This window comes from Variovorax sp. PAMC28562 (assembly GCF_014303735.1).
Classification (GTDB): Bacteria; Pseudomonadota; Gammaproteobacteria; order Burkholderiales; family Burkholderiaceae_C; genus Variovorax.
In genome coordinates this window covers 3,504,116-3,526,287 of the sequence record NZ_CP060296.1, presented here as the reverse complement: position 1 = coordinate 3,526,287, position 22,172 = coordinate 3,504,116, and the positions used below count along the sequence as shown (strand labels likewise).

Here is a 22,172-nt window from a genome sequence, read left to right as displayed (position 1 = left end):
CTTTTCAACTGCCGGACAATCGAGACATGACTTCGTCTTCCATTGCCGAGCTTGCTGTCGTTGCCCCGCTGGCCGATTCAGACAGCGGGTTGCACTTCGACAATCGATTCGCCGAGCTCAGCTCGGCTTTCTTCACCCGGCTGCAGCCAACTCCCCTGCCCGATCCGTACTGGGTTGGCCGCAGCGACGCGACCGCGCGGCTGCTCGGGCTCGACGCCGACTGGTTCGCCTCCGACTCGGCCCTCGGCGTGCTTACCGGCAACGCCCTGCTTGCCGGGATGGCGCCGCTCTCGAGCGTCTACAGCGGCCATCAGTTCGGCGTGTGGGCTGGGCAGCTCGGGGACGGGCGCGCGATCCTGCTCGGCGAAACCGCTGCGAACCCCGAAACGTCGGGATTCGAATTGCAATTGAAGGGCGCCGGCCTCACGCCCTACTCGCGCATGGGCGACGGCCGGGCGGTGCTGCGGTCGAGCATCCGCGAGTTTCTCTGCAGCGAGGCGATGCACGGCCTGGGCATTGCGACCACGCGCGCGCTGAGCGTGACCGGCTCCGATGCCCGCGTGCGGCGCGAAGAAATCGAAACGGCCGCGGTGGTCGCGCGCGTCGCGCCGAGCTTTATCCGGTTCGGTCACTTCGAGCACTTCGCTGCCAATCAGAAAGAAGGCGAGTTGCGGACACTGGCCGACTTCGTGATCGACAACTTCTATCCGGCCTGCCGGACGACGGACCGATTCGGCGGCAACGCCTACGCCGCCTTTCTCGAGGCCGTCAGCGAGCGCACAGCCGCGTTGATGGCGCAATGGCAAGCGGTCGGCTTTTGCCACGGCGTGATGAACACCGACAACATGAGCATCCTCGGGCTCACGATCGACTACGGCCCGTTCCAGTTTCTCGACGGCTTCGATCCGCAGCACATCTGCAACCACAGCGACACCAGCGGCCGCTATGCATTCAACCAGCAGCCGAACGTCGGTTACTGGAATTTGTTTTGCCTGGCGCAAGCGCTTCTGCCGCTGATCGGCGAGCAGGAGGTCGCGGTGGCCGCACTGGAGTCGTACAAAGCGGTGTTTCCGAGCGCGTTCGAAGCGCAGATGCGCGCCAAGCTCGGGCTCGAAGGCCTGTCGGAGCCGGCTGAAGGCGACCGCGCGCTGATCGAGGGAGTGTTGAAACTGCTGGCGGCAGAGAAAGTCGACTGGACGATCTTCTGGCGTCGCCTGTCGCACCATGTCGGCGCGGCCAATGGCGAAGGCGCCGCCGCTGCCAAGGCTGAGCCCGTGCGCGATCTTTTCATCGATCGCGAGGGCTTCGACGCCTGGCTGCTATTATTTTCGAAGCGTCACGCCGGCGTCGCGTCCGACGCGGCAGTCCGATTGATGCTCGCGACCAACCCGAAGTTCGTGCTGCGGAACCACCTCGGGCAGCAGGCGATCGAATTAGCACAAGGCACTTCGTCCGGTGTCGGCAAAGACTTCAGCGGCGTCGAGCGCTTGCTGAAACTGCTTGAAACCCCATTTGAAGAACATCCCGGCTTCGACCAATATGCCGGTTTCCCGCCCGACTGGGCTTCCTCCATCGAAATCAGCTGCTCCTCATGACCACACCCGTCCAGAAAACCGACGCCGAATGGAAGGCCATCCTGGCCGAAAAAGGCGCTGAATCCGTCGCCTTCGAGGTCACGCGCCATGCGGCCACCGAGCGCCCCTACACCGGCAAGTACGAAGCCGAATGGGCTGACGGCACGTACCACTGCATCTGTTGCGGCGCCAAGCTGTTCGAAGCTGGCAAGAAGTTCGACGCCGGCTGCGGCTGGCCCAGCTTCTCCGAAGAAGCCGTGCCGGGCGCGATCAAGGACATCGTTGACCGTTCGCACGGCATGACGCGCACCGAAAACGTCTGCGCGAACTGCGGCGCGCATCTCGGTCATGTGTTTCCAAACGGCCCGACCGACACCGGCCTGCGCTACTGCATGAATTCCGCCTCGCTGGATTTCCAGAAAAAGCCTGAATGAAGCTCGTCCTCGACTTCTTTCCCATCCTGCTGTTTTTCGGCGCGTACAAGCTTTCCGACATCTACACCGCGACCGCCGTGCTGATGGGCGCGACCGCTCTGCAAATGCTCATCACCTACTTCAGGGAGGGCAAGCTACAGACGATGCAGAAGGCGACGCTGGTGTTGATCCTGCTGTTCGGCACGCTGACGCTGGTGTTGCACGACGACCGCTTCATCAAGTGGAAGCCGACGGTCTTGTATTCGGCCATGGCGGTTGCGCTGGCCATTGCCTACTGGGTCGCCAAGAAGAACTTCCTGCAGATGATGCTGGGCCAGCAACTGCAATTGCCCGACCGCATCTGGACACACCTGAACATCGCGTGGATTTGCTATTGCCTCTTCATGGCGGCGATCAATGGTTATGTGGCGGCGTACTTCACGACAGAGGCTTGGGTCAATTTCAAGCTTTGGGGCTACGTGTTCCCGATCGCGTTTTTGGTCGCGCAAGGCCTCTACATTTCGCCGCATCTGAAATCGGACGAGCAGTCATCGTGAACACCGCGACCACCGTGACCATTGCGCTTCCGACCACTGCTTCGCTGGAGGCAGCATTGCGTGAAGCCTTGCAGCCCACATCGCTCGAAGTCCTCGATGAAAGCGCCTCGCATGCTGGCCATTCGGGCGCCAACGCCGAGGGCTACGGCACCCATTTCAGGGTACGCATCGCTTCGCCGTTGTTCGACGGAAAGTCCCGTTTGGCGCGCCATCGCCTTGTGTATCATTCATTAGAGAATTTCATCGCACAGGGCCTTCACGCCATTGCCATCGAGACCCTTTAGGGTCCTCACTTTCCCACCTTCTCCCATGAAAAAACAAACCCTGAAGGCCGTCACGGCCACGCTGCTGATCGGCACGTTCTCTTTTGCAGCACTGGCGCAAAACGCCGCCATCGTCAACGGCAAGGCAGTCCCCAAAACCCGCATGGACATGCTTGCGCAGCAACTTGCCGCCGCGGGCCGCCCGGTCACCCCCGAAATGCAGCCGCAACTTCGCGAGGAAGTCATCACCCGCGAAGTGTTCATGCAAGAGGCGCAAAAGCAGGCGCTCGATGCCAATGACGACTACAAGGCGCAGCTCGAACTGGCGCGCCAGGCCATCATGATTCGCCAGCTGTTCGAAAACTTCAAGAAGACACATCCGGTGACCGATGCCGAAGTGCAGGCCGAGTACGACAAGTTCGTCGCGGCCAATGGCGGCAAGGAATACAAGTCACGGCATATCCTGGTTGAAACGAAAGACCAGGCCGACAAGATCATGGCGGACCTTAAAAAGGGCGGCAAATTCGAAGACATCGCCAAAAAGCAGAGCAAGGACCCAGGTTCGGGCGCGAAGGGCGGTGACCTCGACTGGGCCAATCCGGGAAGTTTCGTTCCTGAATTCTCGGAAGCGCTGATCAAGCTCAAGAAGGGCGAGACCACATCGGAACCGATCAAGTCGCAGTTCGGCTTTCACATCATCCGGCTCGACGACGTGCGCCAGGCGCAGTTGCCGAAGGTCGACGAGGTCAAGCCGCAGATCACGCAACAGTTGCAGCAGCAGCGCCTGCAGAAGTACCAGGAAGATCTGCGCGCCGCGGCCAAGATCGAGTAAGCGTCCAAAAGAGCGCCGCGGCACCCTGCGGCGCAAAGAAAAAGCGGCCCGCGGGCCGCTTTTTTCATGGGCCGTTCACCCTACCCACTTGCGCGCGTTTCGCCAAAGTTGCGACCACGGGCTCAGTGCACTTCGGTCGCCCGATGTCCAGCTCATTTGCACGTTGCGTGACACCCGCTCCGGGTGCGGCATCACTGCCGTGAACCGGCCGTCGGCCGTCGTCACCGCCGTCAATCCGCCGGCGCTGCCGTTCGGGTTGGACGGGTACTGTTCGGTCGGCTGGCCATGGTTATCGACGAAGCGCATCGATGCGATGGCCTTGACTGCGTCGCCCCGGTGCTTGAAGTTGGCATAGCCCTCGCCATGCGAAACCACGATCGGCAGCTTGGCCCCCGCCATGCCGGCAAAAAACAGGCTCGGCGATTCGAGCACTTCGACCATCGAAAGGCGCGCTTCGAAACGTTCGCTCTGGTTGGTCGTGAAGCGCGGCCAGGCTTCGGCACCGGGAATGATGTCGGCCAGCTCGGCGAACATCTGGCAGCCGTTGCACACGCCGAGTCCGAAAGTGTCGGTACGGCTGAAGAACGACTGGAACTGCGCCGACAGCTTCGGGTTGAAGGTGATGCTGCGCGCCCAGCCGATGCCTGCACCCAGCGTGTCGCCGTAGCTGAATCCACCACACGCGACCACACCCTTGAAGTCCGCCAGGTCGGCACGGCCGGTCTGCAGGTCGGTCATGTGGATGTCGAACGCCTCGAAGCCGGCTTCGGTGAAAGCGTAGGCCATCTCGACGTGCGAGTTGACGCCTTGCTCGCGGAGGATGGCGACTTTGGGGCGAGTCTTCAGGTAAGCCGGTGCGGCGCTCAGGCTGTTGCCCTCGCCCCAACCCTCGCCCACTGGAAGAGGGAGCGAGACACTGAGGCCGGGGTCCAATGGGTCGCCGGCTGCGGCGTGCTCGGCGTCGGCGCAGGCGGGGTTGTCACGCTCCCGGGCGATCTTCCAGCTGACCGAGTCCCAGACCTGATGAAGGTCGTGCAGCGTCGCGCTGAAGACCGACTTCGCATCGCGCCAGACTTCGATTTTTCGCTTGCCGACTTCCATCGTCGACGTGGCCGGCCGCGTCTTGCCGACGAAGTGGCTGTGCGCGCTCAAGCCATGCGTGCGCAGCAGTTGCATCACCTCGTTGCGCTCGGCGGTGCGCACCTGCAGCAACATGCCGAGCTCTTCGTTAAAGAGCGCCTTGAGCGTGAGCTCTTCGCGCCGCGCGCTCACCTGCGTCGCCCAGTTCTTGGCATCGCCGGTTTCCATGCGGCTGTCCGAAATGCCGTCTCCCTCGGTTATCAACATGTCGATGTTGAGTGCAACGCCCACATGGCCGGCAAACGCCATCTCGCAGGCGGACACGAACAGCCCGCCGTCGCTGCGGTCGTGCATCGCGAGGATCTTGCCGCCTGCGCGCAAGGCATTGACCGCTGCGACCAGTGCAACCAGCTGCGCCGGATCGTCGAGGTCGGGCACCACGTCACCGCTCTGACCGAGCGTCTGCGAAAGGATGCTGCCGGCCATGCGGTGTCGGCCGCGCCCGAGGTCGATCAGCACCAGCGTCGTGTCGAGTTCGGTGGCATCGAGCTGCGGCGTCAGCGTGCCGCGCACGTCGGCCAGCGTGGCGAAGGCGGTGACGATCAGGCTCACCGGCGAGGTGACCTTTTTCTTCGCGCCGCCATCACCGGAGGCGCCTTGTGGTTCGGTCCACTGCGTGCGCATCGACAGCGAATCCTTGCCGACCGGAATCGACACGCCGAGCGCCGGGCACAGCTCGAGGCCCACCGCCTTGACGGTTTCGTACAACGCCGCGTCTTCGCCAGGCTCACCGCACGCCGCCATCCAGTTGGCAGACAGCTTGACGCGCGACAGCTCGATCGGCGCCGCCAGCAGATTGGTGATGGCCTCGCCGACCGCCATCCGGCCAGAAGCCGGCGCGTCGTAAGTGGCCAGCGGCGTGCGCTCGCCCATGCTCATCGCCTCGCCGGCAAAGCCTTTGTAGTCGGCCAGCGTGACGGCGCAGTCGGCCACCGGCACCTGCCACGGACCGACCATCTGGTCGCGGTGCGTGAGGCCACCCACGGTGCGATCGCCGATGGTGATGAGGAAGCGCTTCGAGGCTACGGTCGGGTGCGAGAGCACGTCGATCGCGGCCTTTTGCAGGTCGACGCCGGTAAGTTCGAGCGGCTTGAATCGGCGGGCGACGGACTTGACGTCGCGGTGCATTTTGGGGGGCTTGCCAAGCAGGACGTCCATAGGCATGTCGACCGGTGCGGTTGCTGCGTTTTCATCGGCCACGATCAGCTGCCGGGACTCGGTCGCCACGCCCACGACCGAAAACGGACACCGCTCGCGCTCGCAAAACGCCTGGAAGACCTCCAGCGATTCCGGCGCAATCGCCAGCACATAGCGCTCCTGGCTTTCGTTGCACCAGATTTCCTTCGGCGCCATGCCGGACTCTTCGAGCGGTACCGCACGCAGGTCGAAGCGCGCGCCGCGGCCGGCATCGTTGGTCAGTTCGGGGAATGCATTGCTCAGGCCGCCGGCGCCCACGTCGTGAATCGCCAGGATCGGATTGGCCGTGCCCTGCTGCCAGCAATGGTTGATGACTTCCTGCGCGCGCCGTTCGATCTCCGGATTGCCGCGCTGCACGGAGTCGAAGTCGAGTTGGGCCGCGTTGGCGCCAGTCGCCATCGAGCTCGCTGCGCTGCCGCCCATGCCGATGCGCATGCCCGGACCACCCAGCTGGATCAACAGAGAGCCGGCCGGAAACTGGATCTTCTTGGTCTGGATGGCGTCGATGCTCCCCAGGCCGCCGGCGATCATGATGGGCTTGTGATAGCCGCGTTGCACCGTGTCGACGTCGCTGGCGATCGCCTGCTCGTATTCACGAAAGTATCCGAGCAGGTTGGGCCGCCCGAATTCGTTGTTGAAGGCGGCTCCGCCGAGCGGGCCTTCCGTCATGATTTGGAGGGGACTCGCGATGTGCGCGGGCTTGCCATAGGGGGCGGCATCCGGCGCGGGATCCGGCCAGAGCCTGGACACTGTAAAGCCGGTCAGGCCGGCCTTGGGCATGGAGCCCCGGCCGGTCGCGCCCTCGTCGCGGATTTCACCGCCCGCACCTGTCGATGCGCCCGGAAATGGCGAAATGGCGGTCGGATGGTTGTGGGTCTCGACCTTCATCAGCACGTGGTGCAGTGCGTCGTCCTTCTGGTAGCTACCGGAGGCGTCGGCCATGAAGCGCTCGATGTGCGAGCCTTCCATCACCGAGGCGTTGTCGGAGTACGCCACAACCGTGTGCTGAGGGTTCTGCTTCTCCGTGTGGCGAATCATCGAGAACAGGCTTTGAGGCTGCGCCTTGCCGTCGATGGTGAAGTCGGCATTGAAGATCTTGTGGCGGCAGTGCTCGCTGTTGGCCTGAGCGAACATCATCAACTCGACGTCGCTCGGGTTGCGCCCGAGCTTGGTGAAGGCGTCGACAAGGTAGTCGATCTCGTCGTCGGCCAGCGCCAGGCCGAAGGTCGTGTTGGCTGCGGCCAGTGCCGCCCTGCCCCCGACCAGCACGTCGACCTGCACCATTGGCTGCGCCGGCAGTTCCGCGAACAGTGCGGCAGCACCTTCGACGCAGGGCAGCACCGACTCGGTCATGCGGTCGTGCAGTAGCGCGGCGACCGCCACCAGCTTTTCGTCGCCGAGCACCGGCGCCTTGCCGATGAGGGGCGTCTTCAGGCTCAGGTGGTATTGCGTGACGCGCTCGACGCGGCGCAGCGCGAGCCCACAGTTATGCGCGATGTCGGTCGCTTTCGAAGCCCAGGGCGAAACCGTACCGAGCCGCGGGGTGACGACCAGCGTGGTGGAATTTTTCGGCGCCAGGAAGGGCTCGCCGTAAGTCAGCAATGCCGCCAGATGCTCGCGCTCCGCAGCCGTCGGCGCGGTGTCGGTGACGACCAGGTGCACGAATCGCGCGGCAAGCCCGTCGATCTTCGGCTCGATGGCCTGCAGCCGGGGCAGCAACTGGCGCGCTCGAAAGTCACTGAGTGCGGTCCCGCCCTCGAACAAGGTCACGACAGGAGTCACTAAAGAAGTGGCGGTAGGAACGGACTGCGTCACGATGATGGCCTGGGCCGGGAGACCGACCGGAGAAAAGGAAGAACAAAGAAGAACTTCAGATCGGATGGCCGCTGACTGGGGCCATCCGCATGAGCCTTCAAGTTTAACGGGGGGCCGATGGGATAATTCGGGCATGAGCATTACCTACAACGACGCCGAAGGCATTGCAGCGATGCGCGTGGCCGGCAGGCTGGGCTCCGAGGTGCTGGACTACCTCACGCCCTTCATTCAGCCCGGCATCACGACCAACGAAATCGACCGCCTGGCGGCCGAGTACATGGTCGAGCAAGGCACCACCTCCGCGACAGTCGGCTACATGGGCGCCAGCAGCGTGCCCTTCCCCAAATCGCTGTGTACCTCGGTCAATCACGTGGTCTGCCACGGCATCCCGAACGACAAGCCCCTCAAGAAGGGCGACGTCATGAACATCGACGTCACCGTCGTCAAGGACGGTTGGTTCGGTGACAACAGCCGGATGTTCGTGATCGGCGACGCGTCGATCGCGGCCAAGCGCCTGTGCGCCGTCACCTACGACGCGATGTGGCATGGCATCCTGCAGGTGCGCCCCGGCGCGCGTCTGGGAGACGTCGGGCACGCCATTCAGAAGTTCGCTGAAGGGCATGGTTTCTCCATCGTCCGCGAGTTTTGCGGACACGGCGTGGGCCGGCACTTTCATGAAGAACCGCAGGTGCTGCACTATGGCCGCCCCGGCACCATGGAAGAACTCAAGCCCGGCATGATCTTCACCATCGAGCCGATGATCAACGCCGGCAAGCGCGACATCAAGGAAGACGCCAAGGCTGGGCAGTACGACGGCTGGACCATCGTCACGCGCGATCATTCGTTGTCGGCGCAATGGGAGCATTCGGTGCTGGTGACCGAAACCGGCTACGAGGTGCTGACCCTGTCGGCCGGCAGCCCGCCGCCGCCTCCTTTCGTCACCGCCACCAAAACCTGATCGATGACAGCCCGTTCGACCGACATGGTGTGATCGAAGCTCCGAACATCGACGTGGGGATGCTGCGCGAGTCGTATCGCGCAGACAAGCTCGCCCTGTTCGACACGCTGCGCTTTGCCCGCGCACCGACCCGCAGCGTGCACGGTGTGTTGCGCCAGCTGTCGGCATTGGCCGACGAGACGCTGCGCATGCTTTGGCAAGACGCTGATTTCGGCAATGAGCTGGTGCTGGCGGCTGTCGGCGGTTTCGGTCGCGGCGAGTTGTTTCCATACTCCGATGTCGATGTGCTGCTGCTGCTGCCAGCGGGCCATGGCGACTGCATCGAGCCCGGCCGCATCGAGGCTTTTATCGGCCGCTGCTGGGATGCCGGTCTCGAGATCGGGTCGAGCGTCCGCACCATCGACGAATGTTTGGGTGAGGCCGAAAAAGACGTCACGGTGCAAACGTCGCTGCTCGAATCGCGGCTGATCGCTGGCGACAAGAAGCTCTACATCAGCTTTCGTAAACGCTTCACGGCGGCCATCGACCCGCAGGCTTTCTTCGCTGCCAAGTCGCAGGAAATGCGGCATCGTCATCAAAAGTACGACAACACGCCCTACGCGCTGGAACCCAACTGCAAGGAATCGCCGGGAGGGCTGCGCGACCTGCAGACCATTCTGTGGATGACCAAGGCGGCCGGCTTCGGCAGTCGCTGGGACGACCTCGCCAGAAGCGGCTTGGCGACCGTTTTCGAAGTCCAGCAGATCAAGCGCAACGAGGCGCTGCTCAGCCTGATTCGCGCGCGCCTGCACGTGATCGCCAACCGGCGCGAAGACCGGCTGGTGTTCGACCTGCAGACGGCCGTGGCAGCCACCTTCGGGTACGAGGGCATTTCGCAGCGCAAGGCCAGCGAGGCGCTGATGCGGCGCTATTACTGGGCGGCCAAGGCGGTGACGCAGCTGAATCAGATCATGCTGCTCAACATCGCCGAGCGACTGCAGCCGCAGGCTGATCAGCCAACCCGCATCAACGACCGCTTCTTCGAGAAAGGCGGGTTGATCGAAATCGCCAGCGACGACCTGTACCAACGCGATCCGCACGCGATTCTCGAAACCTTCCTGCTGTATCAGAAGACCATCGGCGTGAACGGCCTGTCGCCGCGCACGCTGCGGGCGCTGTACAACGCGCGCCGCGTCATGGACAGCAAGTTTCGCAACGACCGGGTGAATCACATCACCTTCATGCGCATGCTGCTGGAGCCGCGCGGTATCACGCACGCGATGCGGCTGATGAACCAGACGTCGGTGCTGGGCCGCTACCTGCGCGTGTTCCGGAGCATCGTCGGGCAGATGCAGCACGACTTGTTCCACGTCTACACGGTCGATCAGCACATCCTCATGGTGCTGCGCAACGTAAGGCGCTTTTTCGTGGCCGAGCACGCGCACGAGTACCCGTTTTGTTCGCAGCTCGCGGCCGGCTGGGATAAGCCGTGGGTGCTCTATGTTGCGGCCCTGTACCACGACATCGCCAAGGGCCGCGGCGGCGATCACTCCACGCTCGGTGCGCGCGACGTGCGGCGTTTTTGCCAGCAGCACGACATCGGCCGCGAAGACACGAAGCTCATCGAATTTCTGGTGACCGAGCACCTGACCATGAGCACGGTCGCGCAAAAGCAGGACCTGAGCGACGCGGAAGTGATCGGCGCTTTCACCAAGCGTGTCGGCAGCGAGCGTTACCTGACCGGCCTCTACCTGCTGACCATCGCCGACATCCGCGGCACCTCGCCGCGTGTCTGGAACGCGTGGAAAGGCAAGCTGCTCGAAGACCTGTACCGCGCCACGCTGCGCACGCTCGGCGGTCACATGCCGGATGCGGGTGCCGAGATCGAAGCGCGCAAGCACGACGCCCTGGTGCAACTGGCTTTGTATGCGGAGCGTTTCGAATCGCACAAGGCACTGTGGGAGACGCTCGACGTCGGCTACTTCATGCGGCACGACGCGTCGGAAATCGCCTGGCATGCCAAGCAGCTGTCGCGTCACGTGCCGATGCGTGGGGTGCCGATCGATCCGTCGGCGCAGCCCATCGTGCGGGCTCGGCTGTCGCCCATCGGCGAGGGACTGCAGGTGGTCGTGTACACGCCCGACCAGCCCGATTTGTTCGTGCGCATCTGCGGCTACTTCGACCAGTCGTCGTTCAGCATCATCGACGCCAAGGTTCACACCACGAGCAACGGCTACGCGCTCGACACCTTCCAGATCGTGACCGCCTTCGCGCCGGAGCACTACCGCGACCTGATGAGCATGGTCGAGACCGGCCTCGCCAAGGCGCTCGAAGAAACCGGACCGCTGCCCGCGCCGAGCAAGGGCCGCGTGTCGCGCCGTGTGCGCAGCTTTCCGATCAACCCGCGCATCAGTTTGGTGCCGGACGACAAGGCGCAGCGCTGGGTTCTCAACATCTCGGCGAGTGACCGTGCAGGCCTGTTGTATTCGGTGGCACGGGTGCTGGCGCATCACCACCTGAATCTGCAACTCGCCAAGGTCACGACCCTGGGCGAGCGGGTGGAAGACAGCTTTTTGATCAGCGGCCCCGAGCTGCAGGGCCAGCGCGCCCAACTGGCCATCCAGACCGAGTTGCTCGAAGCGCTCGCGCCCTGATCAGCCACCGAACATTCCGGAGTTTTCTCGATGACCGAGCCCACCGACACCGTCTACCTCATCGATGTCGACAACACACTGCTCGACAACGACCGGATCATTGCCGACCTGCGGCAACATCTCGAAGAAGCCTTCGGCATGGCCAGCGCCGATCGTTACTGGCAAACGCTGGAAAGGCTGCGTACCGAGCTTGGCTACGTCGATTACCTCGGCGCGCTGCAGCACTATCGCAACGACGAGAGCCTGCGTGGCATGAAGGACTCGCGCATGCTGCTGATGTCCGGCTACCTGATCGACTATCCCTTTGCCGACCGTGTGTATCCGGGCGCACTGGATGCGCTGAAGGCGCTTCGGCAACGCGGCCCCGTCGTCATCGTGTCGGACGGCGATGTCGTCTTTCAACCGCGCAAAGTGCAACAGGCTGCGCTCTGGGACGCCGTCGAAGGCCGCGTCCTGATCTACGTGCACAAAGAGCAGATGCTGGACGCCATCGCCGCGGCCTACCCAGCCCGGCACTACGTGATGATCGACGACAAGCTGCGCATCCTGTCGGCCATGAAGGCCGTTTGGGGTGCGCGCCTGACCACCGTTTTCGTGCGCCAGGGCCATTACGCGCTCGACACGCAAGCCATTGCCGCCTATGCGCCCGCCGACATCACCGTCGAGCGCATCGGCGATCTCGTCGACTACCAGTGGCCGGCTTTGCCGGAGACATGACCGGAGACATGACATGAGCCAGAAGATCAGCCCCCTCGCCGGCCAGCCGGCACCGTACGCATCGCTGGTCAATGTGCCGCGGCTCATCTCGGCCTACTACAGCGGCCGTCCCGATACGTCGGTGGCGGCGCAGCGCGTGGCCTTCGGTACTTCGGGCCATCGCGGCTCGTCTTTCGACGACTCGTTCAACGAGTGGCATGTGCTTGCGATCACGCAGGCCATCTGCGACTTTCGGAAGCAAAAGGGCATCGACGGCCCTTTGTTTCTCGGCATCGACACGCATGCGCTGTCGACGCCGGCGTTCGCCAGTGCGGTGGAAGTGCTGGCCGCGAACGGCGTCGAGCTGATGCTGTCGAAAGACGACGAGTACACGCCGACGCCGGCGGTGTCGCACGCCATCCTGGTGTACAACCGCGGTCGAAAAATCGGTCCAGGCAGCGGGCTGGCCGACGGCATCGTGGTGTCGCCCTCGCACAATCCGCCCGAGAGTGGTGGCTTCAAATACAACCCGCCGAACGGGGGACCGGCCGGCACCGACATCACGTCGGCAGTCGAGGCCGCCGCCAATGCAATGTTGGCCAATGGTCTTGCCGGCGTGAAGCGGATGCCACTGGCGCAGGCGCTGAAAGCATCGACCACGCATCGCCATGACTTCTTGAACAATTACGTCGAAGACCTCGCCAGCGTGATCGACATGGACGCCATCCGGGGTGCCGAGGTCGAGATGGGCGTCGACCCGCTCGGCGGCGCCGGCGTGAACTACTGGGCCGCCATCGGCGAGCGCTACAAGCTCAAGTTGACGGTGCTCAATCCCGAGGTCGATCCGACCTTCCGCTTCATGTCGCTCGACTGGGACGGGCGCATCCGCATGGATCCGTCGTCGCCCTACGCGATGCACGGCCTGGTCGAACACAAGGAGCGCTTTCCGATCATCTTCGCCTGCGACACCGACCACGACCGTCACGGCATCGTCACGCGCACGTCGGGCTTGATGCAGCCGAACAGTTACCTGGCGGTGATGGTCGATTACCTCTTCACGCACCGCCCGCACTGGTCGGCATCGGCGTCCGTCGGCAAGACGCTGGTCAGCAGCAGCATGATCGACCGCGTGGCTGCGAGCGTGGGCCGCAAGGTGTACGAGGTGCCGGTCGGCTTCAAGTGGTTCGTCGACGGACTGGTCGACGGTTCGCTCGGCTTCGGCGGCGAAGAGAGCGCCGGCGCGACCTTTCTGCGTCGCGATGGCGCGGTCTGGACGACCGACAAGGACGGACTCATTGCCGCCCTGCTCTCTGGCGAGATCAAGGCGCAGACCGGGCGCGACCCGGGCGAGCGCTATGCCGAGTTGACCGCCGCGCTCGGCAAGCCGGTGTCTGATCGAGTCGATGCGGCCGCCACGCCGGCGCAAAAGAAGCGCCTGTCGACGTTGTCGCCAGCGCAGATCACCTCCACGCAACTGGCCGGGGAAAAAGTCGTGAACGTCTTGAGCAACGCACCGGGCAACGGCGCAGCGTTGGGCGGCGTCAAGGTCATGACCGAGAACGGCTGGTTCGCGGCACGGCCTTCGGGCACCGAGAACATCTACAAGATCTACGGCGAGAGCTTCCTGGGTGAAGCGCATCTGCAGCGGATTCTGGGTGAGGCGCAGACGGTGGTGGACCAGGCGCTGGGCGACTGAACAGACCGAATCGGACGCCGCGCAGACACTGCGCCTGGCGCGTCAGTCGCGCCCCGTCGACAGCCGGCGTTCCAGCCACGCGCTGTAGCGCGACAGGCTGAAGCACAGCACCCAGTAGACCGCGGCAAGGAACAGGTAGCCTTCGAGGTAGAACGGCCGCCAGGTCGTGTCACCGCCGAGCGCCAGGCCCAGCGCGCCGGTCAGTTCGAACAAGCCGACGATGGTTACGAGGGAAGTGTCCTTTAACGTACCGACCACGTTGTTGGTCAGAGCGGGCACGACCAGCCGCAACGCTTGCGGCAAGATGATGTCGCGCTGTACCGGCCAGCGGCCGAAGCCCAGCGCCATCGCGACATCCGTCTGCCCGCGCGGCACGGCCTGCAGTCCGCCACGGATGATCTCCGCCAGGTAGGCGGCGACGAACAACGCCAGGCCCGCCAGCACGCGCACCAGAACGTCGGGCTGCCATCCAGCAGGCCACAGCAGCGGCAGCAAAAACGACGCCATGAACAGCACCGAGATCAACGGCACGCCGCGCACCAGTTCGATGTACGTGGCGCTCAGCGTACGCACCACCGGCCATTGGGAGCGGCGCCCCAAAGCCAGCAGCAACGCCAGCGGAAAGGCCAGCGCCAGACTGACCACCGCCAGGCTGATGGTGAGCGGAAGGCCACCCCAGCGGCTGGTCGGCACGTAGACAAGGCCGAGCCAGTCACCGCGCATCAGCACCACGAAAACCACCAGCGTGACGACCCACAGCGGCAGCAGCCACAGGCGCCAGCTGCGCGGCCAGGCACTCAGCAGCGTCGTCGCGGTCAGCACGATGACTGCGACAGCGGGACGCCACTGGTCTTCGTATGGATAGCGGCCGAACAGAATGGGGCGCCATTTTTCGGCGATCACGCCCCAGCAGGCACCGTGATGGCCGGCCGCTCGACAGGCCTCGGCGTCGGGTCGGAACACCGCGTGCAACACGGCCCAGTCGAACACGTATACGCCGACCCATGCGAACAACGCCAGCAGCACGACCGTGAACACGCTTCGCACCGGCGAGCCGAACAGTTCGCTGCGCCAGGCGATCCGGTCGTTCATTGCCACCCCCGCAACGCAACCCGCGCGTTGTAAAAATTCATCGCGCCCGAGATCGACAACGACAACGCCAGGTAGACCGCCATGATGATGGCGATGCATTCGAAGGTGCGGCCGGTCGAGTTGAAGGATGTGTTGGCGATCGACATCAGTTCCGGATAACCGACCGCCACCGCCAGCGACGAGTTCTTCGTCAGGCTCAGCAATTGGTTGGTGAGCGACGGCACGATCACCCGCAGCGCCTGCGGCAACACGACGATGCGAAGTTGCTGCAGCGGCGTGAGGCCGAGCGCCTGCGCAGCGAGCTTTTGACCTTGCGAGACCGAACCGATGCCGGCCCGCACGATCTCCGCGACGAACGCAGCCGTGTACGCCGCGAGCCCGATCACCACCGTGAGGTATTCCGGGCTGAGTGCCGCACCGCCAGTCACGTTGAAACTGCTGCGCTCGGGCCAATCGAAATGCGACGGCCACCAGGCGCCGGCCTCGCGCACCGGCCACGGGATCGTCAGGCCGTCCTTGCTGAGCCACACGCCGCGCACCAGCTCGATGGCTTCGGTCGAATCGGGCAGCAGCTGCGTGAGTGCGAAGTACAGCATCAGCATCTGTACGAGGAGCGGGATGTTGCGCAGCGTCTGCACGTACGCACCGCAGATGCCGCGCACCAGCACGTGCGGCGCGAGCCGGCCGATGCCGATCAACGTGCCGAACACGACGGCCAGGATCGAGGCCGGCACCGCGGCGCGCAGCGTGTTGATCAGGCCCGCCAGAAAAGCGCGCCAGTAGGGTTGCCCCGCCTCGAAATCGAGCCAGCCCTCACCGATGCCGAAGCCGGCCGGGTCGAGCAAAAAATCGAAGCCCGACTGCACGCCGCGTGCGCGCAAAACACCCAGCGCATGCAACACCAGCCAGACGGCACCGCCCGCGATGGCGGCGAGCAGCAGGGCCTGAACGACCCAGGCGATCCAGCGGCCGGACGCCGCCCCCTTCACCGGACAGGAGGGGCGTACATCAGGCCGCCCTTGCTCCACAGGTTGTTGACGCCGCGCGGCAGCTTCAACACCGACTTGGGTCCGACGTTGCGTTCGAAGATTTCACCGTAATTGCCGACCGCCTTGATGGCGCGGTACGACCAGTCTTTGTCGAGCCCGAGCAGCTTGCCGAGGTCGTCGCTGGTGCCGAGCAGCCGTTGTTGCGCCGGGTCTTTGCTGTCGGTCTTGAGGGTGTCGATGTTGGCCTGCGTGATGCCGACCTCCTCCGCCTCGATGAGCGCGTTAGGCACCCACTTGGCGATGGCGAACCACTCGTCGTCGCCACGGCGCACCAGTGGCGCGAGCGGTTCCTTGGAGATCAGCTCCGGCAGGATCAGGTAGTCGTCGGCATTGGGTGCCTCCTTGTTTCGCAGGCCGGCAAGGGCCGAGGCATCGGTCGTGAAGGCCTGGCAACGGCCCGCGAAGAAGGCCTTGAACGAGGCCTCGAAGCTTTCGAACACGACGGTCTTGATCGGGATGTTCTGCGCCTTGAACCAGTCCGACACGTTCTTCTCGTTGGTGGTGCCCGACTGCGTGCAGACGGTCGCGCCCTTGAGTTGCTTGGCGCTCGTCACCTTGATCTTCTTCGGCACCAGGAAGCCCTGGCCGTCGTAGTAGTTGATCGTCGTGAAGTTGAAGCCGAGCGAGGCATCGCGCGTCAGGTTCCATGTCGTGTTGCGCGCCAGGATGTCGACCTCGCCGGCCTGCAGGGCGGAAAAGCGCTGCTGCGAATTGAGCGGCACGAAGTCGACCTTCTTGGGATCACCCAGCACCGCCGCCGCAATGGCGCGGCAGCTGTCGACGTCGAGGCCCGACCAGTTGCCTTGCGTGTCAGGTGCGGAGAAACCGGCGACGCCGTTGGTGACGCCGCATTTGACGGTGCCGCGCTGCTTGACCGCATCGAGCGTCTTGCCGGCAAAAGCCGACACCGAAGTGCCAAGCGCAAGGATTGAAAGGGCTGCAGCGGCAGCCGATACGAGCGTCGGACGAATGCTTTTCATGGTGTTGTGATTCAGTGCCTAAAAGTGCGTAGAACGATTTTTGGCAGTGTACGCAGGATGCGCCCCACAGTTCATTAACATCCTCGCACCTCAACCTGATAACGGAGAAACCCAATGACCCGAAGCGATGACACCGGCAAACTGATCCTCCGCCTTGCCCTTGGGATCCTCATCCTGCTGCATGGCATCGCCAAACTGAAAGGGGGCGTCGGTTTCGTCTCGAGCCAGCTGACGTCCCACGGCTTGCCGCCGTTGCTTGCTTATGGCGTCTACATCGGCGAAGTCATTGCGCCGGCGCTCATCATCATCGGGTTCTTCACCCGGCCCGCCGCCTGGATCATTGCACTCAACATGTTGTTCGCCATCTACCTGGTGCACATGGGCGACCTGAGCGCGCTGAGCAAGCAAGGCGGCTGGCAACTCGAGTTGCAAGGCATGTTCCTGGCGGCGGCGGTAGCGGTCGGTTTTCTGGGCGCAGGCGGGTTTAGCCTCGGCGGCCGCACCGGCCGTTTCAACTAGTCTCCTGCGCTGGCAGAGTCAGTCGTCTTCGCTTGCATCGAGGCCTGGAAACAGAACCTCGGTGAAGCCGAAGCGCGAGAAGTCGCGCACGCGCATCGGGTACAGCTTGCCGAGCAAGTGGTCGACCTCGTGCTGGACGACCCGCGCATGAAAGCCGCTCACGGTGCGGTCGATTGGGTCGCCATACGGATCGAATCCGGTGTAGCGGATGTTGGCAAAGCGCGGCACCACACCGCGCAAGCCCGGCACAGAAAGGCAGCCCTCCCAGCCCTCTTCTTCTTCATCGCCGATCGGTGTGATGACGGGATTGACAAGGACGGTGCGCGGCACGATCGACGCGTCCGGGTAGCGTGGATTCACGGCGTCGGTGCCGAAGATCACCAGTTGCTGATCGACGCCGATCTGCGGCGCGGCCAGGCCGGCGCCACTCACCGAGTGCATGGTCTCGAACATGTCGCGCACCAACAGGTGTAACTCGTCGGTATCGAATGCGTTCACCGGCAGCGCGATGCGCAGCAAACGAGGGTCGCCCATCTTCAAAATTTCGCGTGTGGCCATGCGGCGATTATCGCGAGGCTCAGCGCCTGAAGCCGCCGCCGCCGCGCCCGCCGCCATAGCCCGGCCGGCCACCACCGTAACCGGGTCGGGGTGCGAAGCCTGGACGCGGCGTGAAGCCTGGCCTTGGCCCATAGCCCGGCCGGCCATACGCGCCGGGACGGTTCCAGTATCCCGGACGCCCACCGTAGTAACCGCGACCGCCGTAATAGCCGGAGTATCCATAGTTGCCATAGAGGCCCAGATACACCGGCGGCGCGACGACAAATGGGTCGGCGTAATACGGAGCGGAGTACGGAGCGGAATAGGCCGGATAGCCCGCGTCGGTGTACACCACGGAGCCGGCCGGAGCGACGGCACAACCGCTCAAAGCCAGTGCGCCTGCGATACCCGCGGCCCAAACAGCTGCAATACGAACACTTGTTCTCATCAGGAATTCCTCATGCACCGGACGGCAGCGCCATCGGGTCGTCAGGCTGTGTGGGCGCCATCAGCGGATGATCGAAAGTGCGATCAGCCTAACGGGGCGTCAGCGCCAGCCGCCATGGCCGTAGTACCCGCCCCGGCCGCCGTAGTAACCACGGTCGTAGCCACCGCCGCGATAGTAGCCCCCGATACCGATAGAGATGGCCGGCGCCGGAACGACCACGGGGCCCGGCTGGGCATAAACCGCCTGCCCGTATTCGTTGTAGCCCTGGTAGCCGGAATAGCCCGGAGGCGCGACCACGCAGCCGGTGAGAAGCAACATGGTGCCGGCTGTTCCAGCCATGGCGATCGAACGCAGATATTTCATGAGGGTTCTCCTGTTCAGAATCCTCCAACGCGAGCGCTGCGCGGTTGTTGACCCGAGTTTTGTGAAGCTGGGTAACGCTGCGTAAAGCAGCCGTAACATCCGCGCTCTCACATCCGCGGCACTCACATCCGCGCCCCTTACATCCGCGCCAGTCGCAAGCCAGCGTCAGGCTGCGCTTGTCAACAGCGCGAGCATCGCCGCTTCGTCGATCACCGCGACACCGAGCGTCCGCGCCTTCTCAAGCTTGCTCCCCGCCTCTTCGCCGGCGACGACATAGTCGGTTTTCTTGCTCACCGAGCCCGCCACTTTGGCGCCTGCCGTCTCCAGCAGGTCCTTGGCCTCATCGCGGCTCAGGGTCGGCAGTGTTCCGGTGATGACAAAAGTCTTGCCAGCCAACGGCAGCGCAATGCGCGGCGCGGGCTCGCCCTCCTTCCAGGTCAGGCCGCAAGCGCGAAGCTGCTCGACCACTTCGCGGTTGTGCGGTTGATCGAAAAACGTTCGCAGACTTTGCGCGACCACCGGGCCGACATCGTTCACTTCGAGCAGCTCAGCCTCGGTGGCGTCCATGATCGAGTCGAGCTTGCCGAAGTGCTTGGCCAGATCCTTCGCGGTGCTCTCGCCGACGTGCCGCACGCCCAGCCCGAACAAGAACCGTGGCAAGGTCGTCTCTTTCGATTTTTCGAGCGCATCGACGATATTCCTGGCCGACTTTTCCGCCATGCGGTCGAGCCCGACCAGCGTGGTGAAACCGAGCTTGTACAGGTCGGGCAAGGTACGGATGAGATTGGCGTCGACCAGCTGCTCGACCAGCTTGTCGCCCAAGCCTTCGACCTCGACCGCGCGGCGGGCCGCGAAGTGCAATATCGCTTCCTTGCGCTGGGCTGCGCAGAACAAGCCGCCGGTGCAGCGATAGTCCACTTCGTCCTCTTCGCGCACCGCGTCGGAGCCGCAGATCGGGCACTTGTGCGGCATGGTGAAGACAGGGCCGCGCTCCTCTTCAGGCAAAGCAGCGCTGTCGGGCGCCAGTCGCACGACTTCCGGAATCACATCGCCCGCGCGGCGCACGATCACCGTGTCGCCGACACGCACATCCTTGCGCCGCGTTTCGTCTTCGTTGTGCAGCGTGGCATTGGTTACCGTCACGCCGCCGACGAACACCGGCGCCAGCTTGGCGACCGGCGTGAGCTTGCCGGTGCGCCCGACCTGGATCTCGATCGCCTGCACCGTCGTCAACTGCTCCTGTGCCGGGTACTTGTGTGCCACGGCCCAGCGCGGCTCGCGCGACACGAAGCCCAGCCGCCGCTGCAGCTGGACGCTGTCGACCTTGTAGACCACACCGTCGATGTCGTATGGCAAGGCATCGCGCTGCCGCCCGATGTTCTCGTGAAAGGCGATAAGTTCGACGGCACCGCTGGCACGCGTCGTCTGCGTCGCGACCGGAAATCCCCACGAATGAAACTGCTGCAGCCAGTCGAACTGCGTCGGGCAATCGGGGCCGCCTTGTTCCGGTGGCGAGACCTCACCCAGGCCGTACGCGAAGAAGCTCAATGGCCGGGCGGCTGCGATGGCAGGATCGAGTTGCCGCACCGCGCCGGCAGCGGCGTTGCGCGGATTGACGAACACCTTCTCGTTCTTCTGGCCGGCCGCGATCTTCCCGCGCTGGCGCTCGTTCAGTGCGTCGAAATCGGCGCGCTTCATGTAGACCTCGCCTCGCACTTCGACCACCGGTGGCGGTGGCGCCTCGCCGGCAAGCCTCAGAGGAATCTGCTGAACGGTGCGGATGTTCTGCGTGACCTCTTCGCCCACTTCGCCGTCGCCGCGCGTCGCGGCCTGCACCAGCACGCCGTGTTCGTAGCGCAGGTTGATGGCCAGGCCGTCGAACTTGAGCTCGCACACATAAGCGATCTGCGCCGCGTCTTCGGCCAGGCCGAGTTCGCGCCGCACGCGCGCATCGAAAGCGCTGGCGCCGGTCGAGGTGATGTCGGTCTCGGTACGAATCGACAGCATCGGCACGCTATGGCGGATCTTGACGAAGCCTTCGAGCACCTTGCCGCCCACGCGCTGCGTTGGCGATTCGGGCGTTCGCAACGCGGGATGTTCGGCTTCGATCGCTTGCAGCCGCTGGAACAGCTTGTCGTACTCGGCGTCGGGCAGCTCGGGCGCGTCCAGCACGTAGTACAGATGCGCATGATGGCGCAGCTTTTCAGTCAGCGCTGCGGCTTCATTCGCGGGGTCGCGTTCGGCCTCCTTTGCGGCCTGATCGCGCTTCGTCATCGTATGTCTCCGGGAGTCGTTCGAAAAATTCCGTGGCTTTAGCTGAAAAGCCTGCGTGCTAACGGCGTGCCGGCCGCCAAGTCGCGCGATTCGAGCGTGTCGTACAACTGCTCGAGGTCGGCGCCGATCACGTCCATCGTGTCGTCGCGCAGCAGCTGGCCGTCGCCATCGGTGACCACGCCGTCCATCTCGCGCGCCAGCGTCGCCGCAGCTTCCCGCATGCGTTCGAAGGGACGCTCGCTGCGGTCGACCTGGGGCACGTCGAGGCTCAACGTCAGTTCGCGAATGGCCGACTGCGCCGGGTCGTCGGCCAGGGCGGCTTGCGTGTCGAAAGACAGGCCGAGGATCGGCGGCAAGCCGACTTCCGACGTCGGCAACACCATGCGCCCGGGAATCATGCCGGCGACGAAACCGAGCCGCGCCGCGTTCTGCTGCACGTAGCCGGGGCTCCACGCAGCATGCAGCGCACGCAGCACGAAGCCGAGTTGGGCGTCGTGCGCGCTGGCGAACTGGTCGAGTTCGCGAGCGCGCGCCACCTCGTCGAGCATTTCCGGAAATTCCGGTGCGCCGTTGAGCGCGTCGGCAAAAGCCTGCGCCTTGACGACGAACTCCGAATACTCGATCTCGTTCAGCGCCCCTGTGCGGTTGGCCAATTGCACGCCGACCTGGAAAGCACCGTAGCGCTGGCCGGGCGCCGGCAGCTCCCATTCGCCGGTGTGTTCGTTGAGGCCCTCGACGGCGACCGGCTTGCTGCCGGCGCGGCGTGTCGATGGCATCGCGGCAATCGCGGCATCGCCGGACGCCAGCCCATCGAGCGACACCGGCGCGATGACGTCGATCAGCGGATCGAGCCCTCCGCGGCGGTCCGCGGATGGAATCGGTAACGCGGCCGGCGCTGGTAGATCGGGGTCGAACAACGGCTCGTGCCGCTCGTTGCCCGGCACCTGATGCGGCTCGACATGGCGCACCGGGTCTTCCGGCGAGAGCGACACCGGCATCGTCGCGCGGTACGGCTCGCCATCGACATTGTCGGGTTGCCTCGGAGAATTGCGGCGCGACATCCAGGCGTCATAGCCGATGACGGCCGCGAGAAACAAACCGCCGAGAATCGCCAGCGCGATCGTGAGACTGCTCAT

19 protein-coding genes are annotated in these 22,172 nt (G+C 64.2%); 10 read left to right on the top strand and 9 right to left on the bottom strand.

The genetic code is table 11. The features are described 5' to 3' along the window. Positions 1-26: 26 nt before the first annotated feature. Genes H7F36_RS16565 through H7F36_RS16545 form a run of 5 tightly spaced genes read left to right on the top strand, consistent with a single transcriptional unit; the run spans position 27 to position 3,639 of the window. Positions 27-1,595 (top strand): protein adenylyltransferase SelO, encoded by a 1,569-nt coding sequence (locus tag H7F36_RS16565; protein ID WP_187051840.1) that lies wholly within the window; start codon positions 27-29, stop codon positions 1,593-1,595. After that, on the top strand, positions 1,592-2,008 hold the full coding sequence (gene msrB / locus H7F36_RS16560) for a peptide-methionine (R)-S-oxide reductase MsrB (RefSeq protein ID WP_187051839.1): 417 nt from the start codon (positions 1,592-1,594) through the stop codon (positions 2,006-2,008). The genes H7F36_RS16565 and msrB overlap by 4 nt, the downstream gene beginning before the upstream one ends. After that, positions 2,005-2,544 (top strand): septation protein A, encoded by a 540-nt coding sequence (locus H7F36_RS16555; protein ID WP_187051838.1) that lies wholly within the window; start codon positions 2,005-2,007, stop codon positions 2,542-2,544. Before msrB ends, H7F36_RS16555 begins: the two co-directional genes overlap by 4 nt. Beyond that, on the top strand, positions 2,541-2,828 hold the full coding sequence (locus H7F36_RS16550) for a BolA family protein (protein ID WP_261802337.1): 288 nt from the start codon (positions 2,541-2,543) through the stop codon (positions 2,826-2,828). The genes H7F36_RS16555 and H7F36_RS16550 overlap by 4 nt, the downstream gene beginning before the upstream one ends. A 25-nt stretch (positions 2,829-2,853) precedes the next feature. Then, entirely contained in the window at positions 2,854-3,639 is a 786-nt protein-coding gene (locus H7F36_RS16545; RefSeq protein ID WP_187051837.1) for a peptidylprolyl isomerase, read from the top strand. Between the two features lie 75 nt (positions 3,640-3,714). On the opposite strand, the gene purL is transcribed toward H7F36_RS16545, so the two are convergent. Next, positions 3,715-7,746 carry a phosphoribosylformylglycinamidine synthase gene (purL, locus tag H7F36_RS16540; RefSeq protein ID WP_410003038.1) on the bottom strand — a complete coding sequence of 1,344 codons (4,032 nt, stop codon included), beginning with the start codon at positions 7,744-7,746 and terminating at the stop codon, positions 3,715-3,717. Between the two features lie 178 nt (positions 7,747-7,924). Here purL and map point away from each other — a divergent pair, with 178 nt between their 5' ends. The 4 genes from map to pgm are packed head-to-tail and all read left to right on the top strand — an operon-like array spanning position 7,925 to position 13,774. Beyond that, positions 7,925-8,749, top strand: coding sequence for a type I methionyl aminopeptidase (gene map / locus H7F36_RS16535; RefSeq protein WP_187051836.1), 825 nt, complete (start codon positions 7,925-7,927; stop codon positions 8,747-8,749). Positions 8,750-8,778: 29 nt separating this feature from the next. Then, the gene (locus H7F36_RS16530; RefSeq protein WP_187051835.1) at positions 8,779-11,382 is read left to right on the top strand and encodes a [protein-PII] uridylyltransferase; all 2,604 of its coding nucleotides are present in this window, start codon (positions 8,779-8,781) and stop codon (positions 11,380-11,382) included. Between the two features lie 30 nt (positions 11,383-11,412). Then, a complete protein-coding gene (locus H7F36_RS16525; protein WP_187051834.1) occupies positions 11,413-12,099 on the top strand; it encodes an HAD family hydrolase in 687 nt (228 codons plus the stop codon). A gap of 13 nt (positions 12,100-12,112) precedes the next feature. Next, positions 12,113-13,774: a phosphoglucomutase (alpha-D-glucose-1,6-bisphosphate-dependent) gene (pgm, locus tag H7F36_RS16520; protein ID WP_187051833.1), complete on the top strand. Its 1,662-nt coding sequence runs from the start codon at positions 12,113-12,115 to the stop codon at positions 13,772-13,774. A 42-nt stretch (positions 13,775-13,816) separates the two neighbouring features. Here the strand turns inward: pgm and H7F36_RS16515 are convergent, their stop codons facing one another. Genes H7F36_RS16515 through H7F36_RS16505 form a run of 3 tightly spaced genes read right to left on the bottom strand, consistent with a single transcriptional unit; the run spans position 13,817 to position 16,895 of the window. After that, entirely contained in the window at positions 13,817-14,866 is a 1,050-nt protein-coding gene (locus tag H7F36_RS16515; RefSeq protein ID WP_187051832.1) for an amino acid ABC transporter permease, read from the bottom strand. Next, entirely contained in the window at positions 14,863-15,855 is a 993-nt protein-coding gene (locus H7F36_RS16510) for an amino acid ABC transporter permease (RefSeq protein ID WP_187051831.1), read from the bottom strand. Before H7F36_RS16510 ends, H7F36_RS16515 begins: the two co-directional genes overlap by 4 nt. After that, positions 15,852-16,895, bottom strand: coding sequence for an amino acid ABC transporter substrate-binding protein (locus H7F36_RS16505; protein WP_187051830.1), 1,044 nt, complete (start codon positions 16,893-16,895; stop codon positions 15,852-15,854). The genes H7F36_RS16510 and H7F36_RS16505 overlap by 4 nt, the downstream gene beginning before the upstream one ends. 114 nt (positions 16,896-17,009) lie before the next feature. Between H7F36_RS16505 and H7F36_RS16500 the strand changes: the two genes are divergently transcribed. After that, on the top strand, positions 17,010-17,414 hold the full coding sequence (locus H7F36_RS16500) for a DoxX family protein (RefSeq protein ID WP_187051829.1): 405 nt from the start codon (positions 17,010-17,012) through the stop codon (positions 17,412-17,414). A gap of 18 nt (positions 17,415-17,432) precedes the next feature. Here H7F36_RS16500 and def read toward each other — a convergent pair whose 3' ends face one another. The 5 genes from def to H7F36_RS16475 form a co-directional block, all read right to left on the bottom strand. Then, entirely contained in the window at positions 17,433-17,972 is a 540-nt protein-coding gene (def, locus tag H7F36_RS16495) for a peptide deformylase (RefSeq protein WP_187051828.1), read from the bottom strand. Positions 17,973-17,991: 19 nt separating this feature from the next. Further along, a complete protein-coding gene (locus H7F36_RS22055; protein ID WP_222620390.1) occupies positions 17,992-18,399 on the bottom strand; it encodes a hypothetical protein in 408 nt (135 codons plus the stop codon). Between the two features lie 99 nt (positions 18,400-18,498). After that, complete coding sequence (locus H7F36_RS16485; protein ID WP_187051827.1) at positions 18,499-18,762, bottom strand: hypothetical protein; 264 nt, start codon at positions 18,760-18,762, stop codon at positions 18,499-18,501. 165 nt (positions 18,763-18,927) lie between these two features. Beyond that, a complete protein-coding gene (gene ligA / locus H7F36_RS16480) occupies positions 18,928-21,036 on the bottom strand; it encodes an NAD-dependent DNA ligase LigA (RefSeq protein WP_187051826.1) in 2,109 nt (702 codons plus the stop codon). Positions 21,037-21,074: 38 nt separating this feature from the next. Next, positions 21,075-22,172, bottom strand: a complete 1,098-nt coding sequence (locus H7F36_RS16475) for a cell division protein ZipA C-terminal FtsZ-binding domain-containing protein (RefSeq protein WP_187051825.1) — start codon at positions 22,170-22,172, stop codon at positions 21,075-21,077.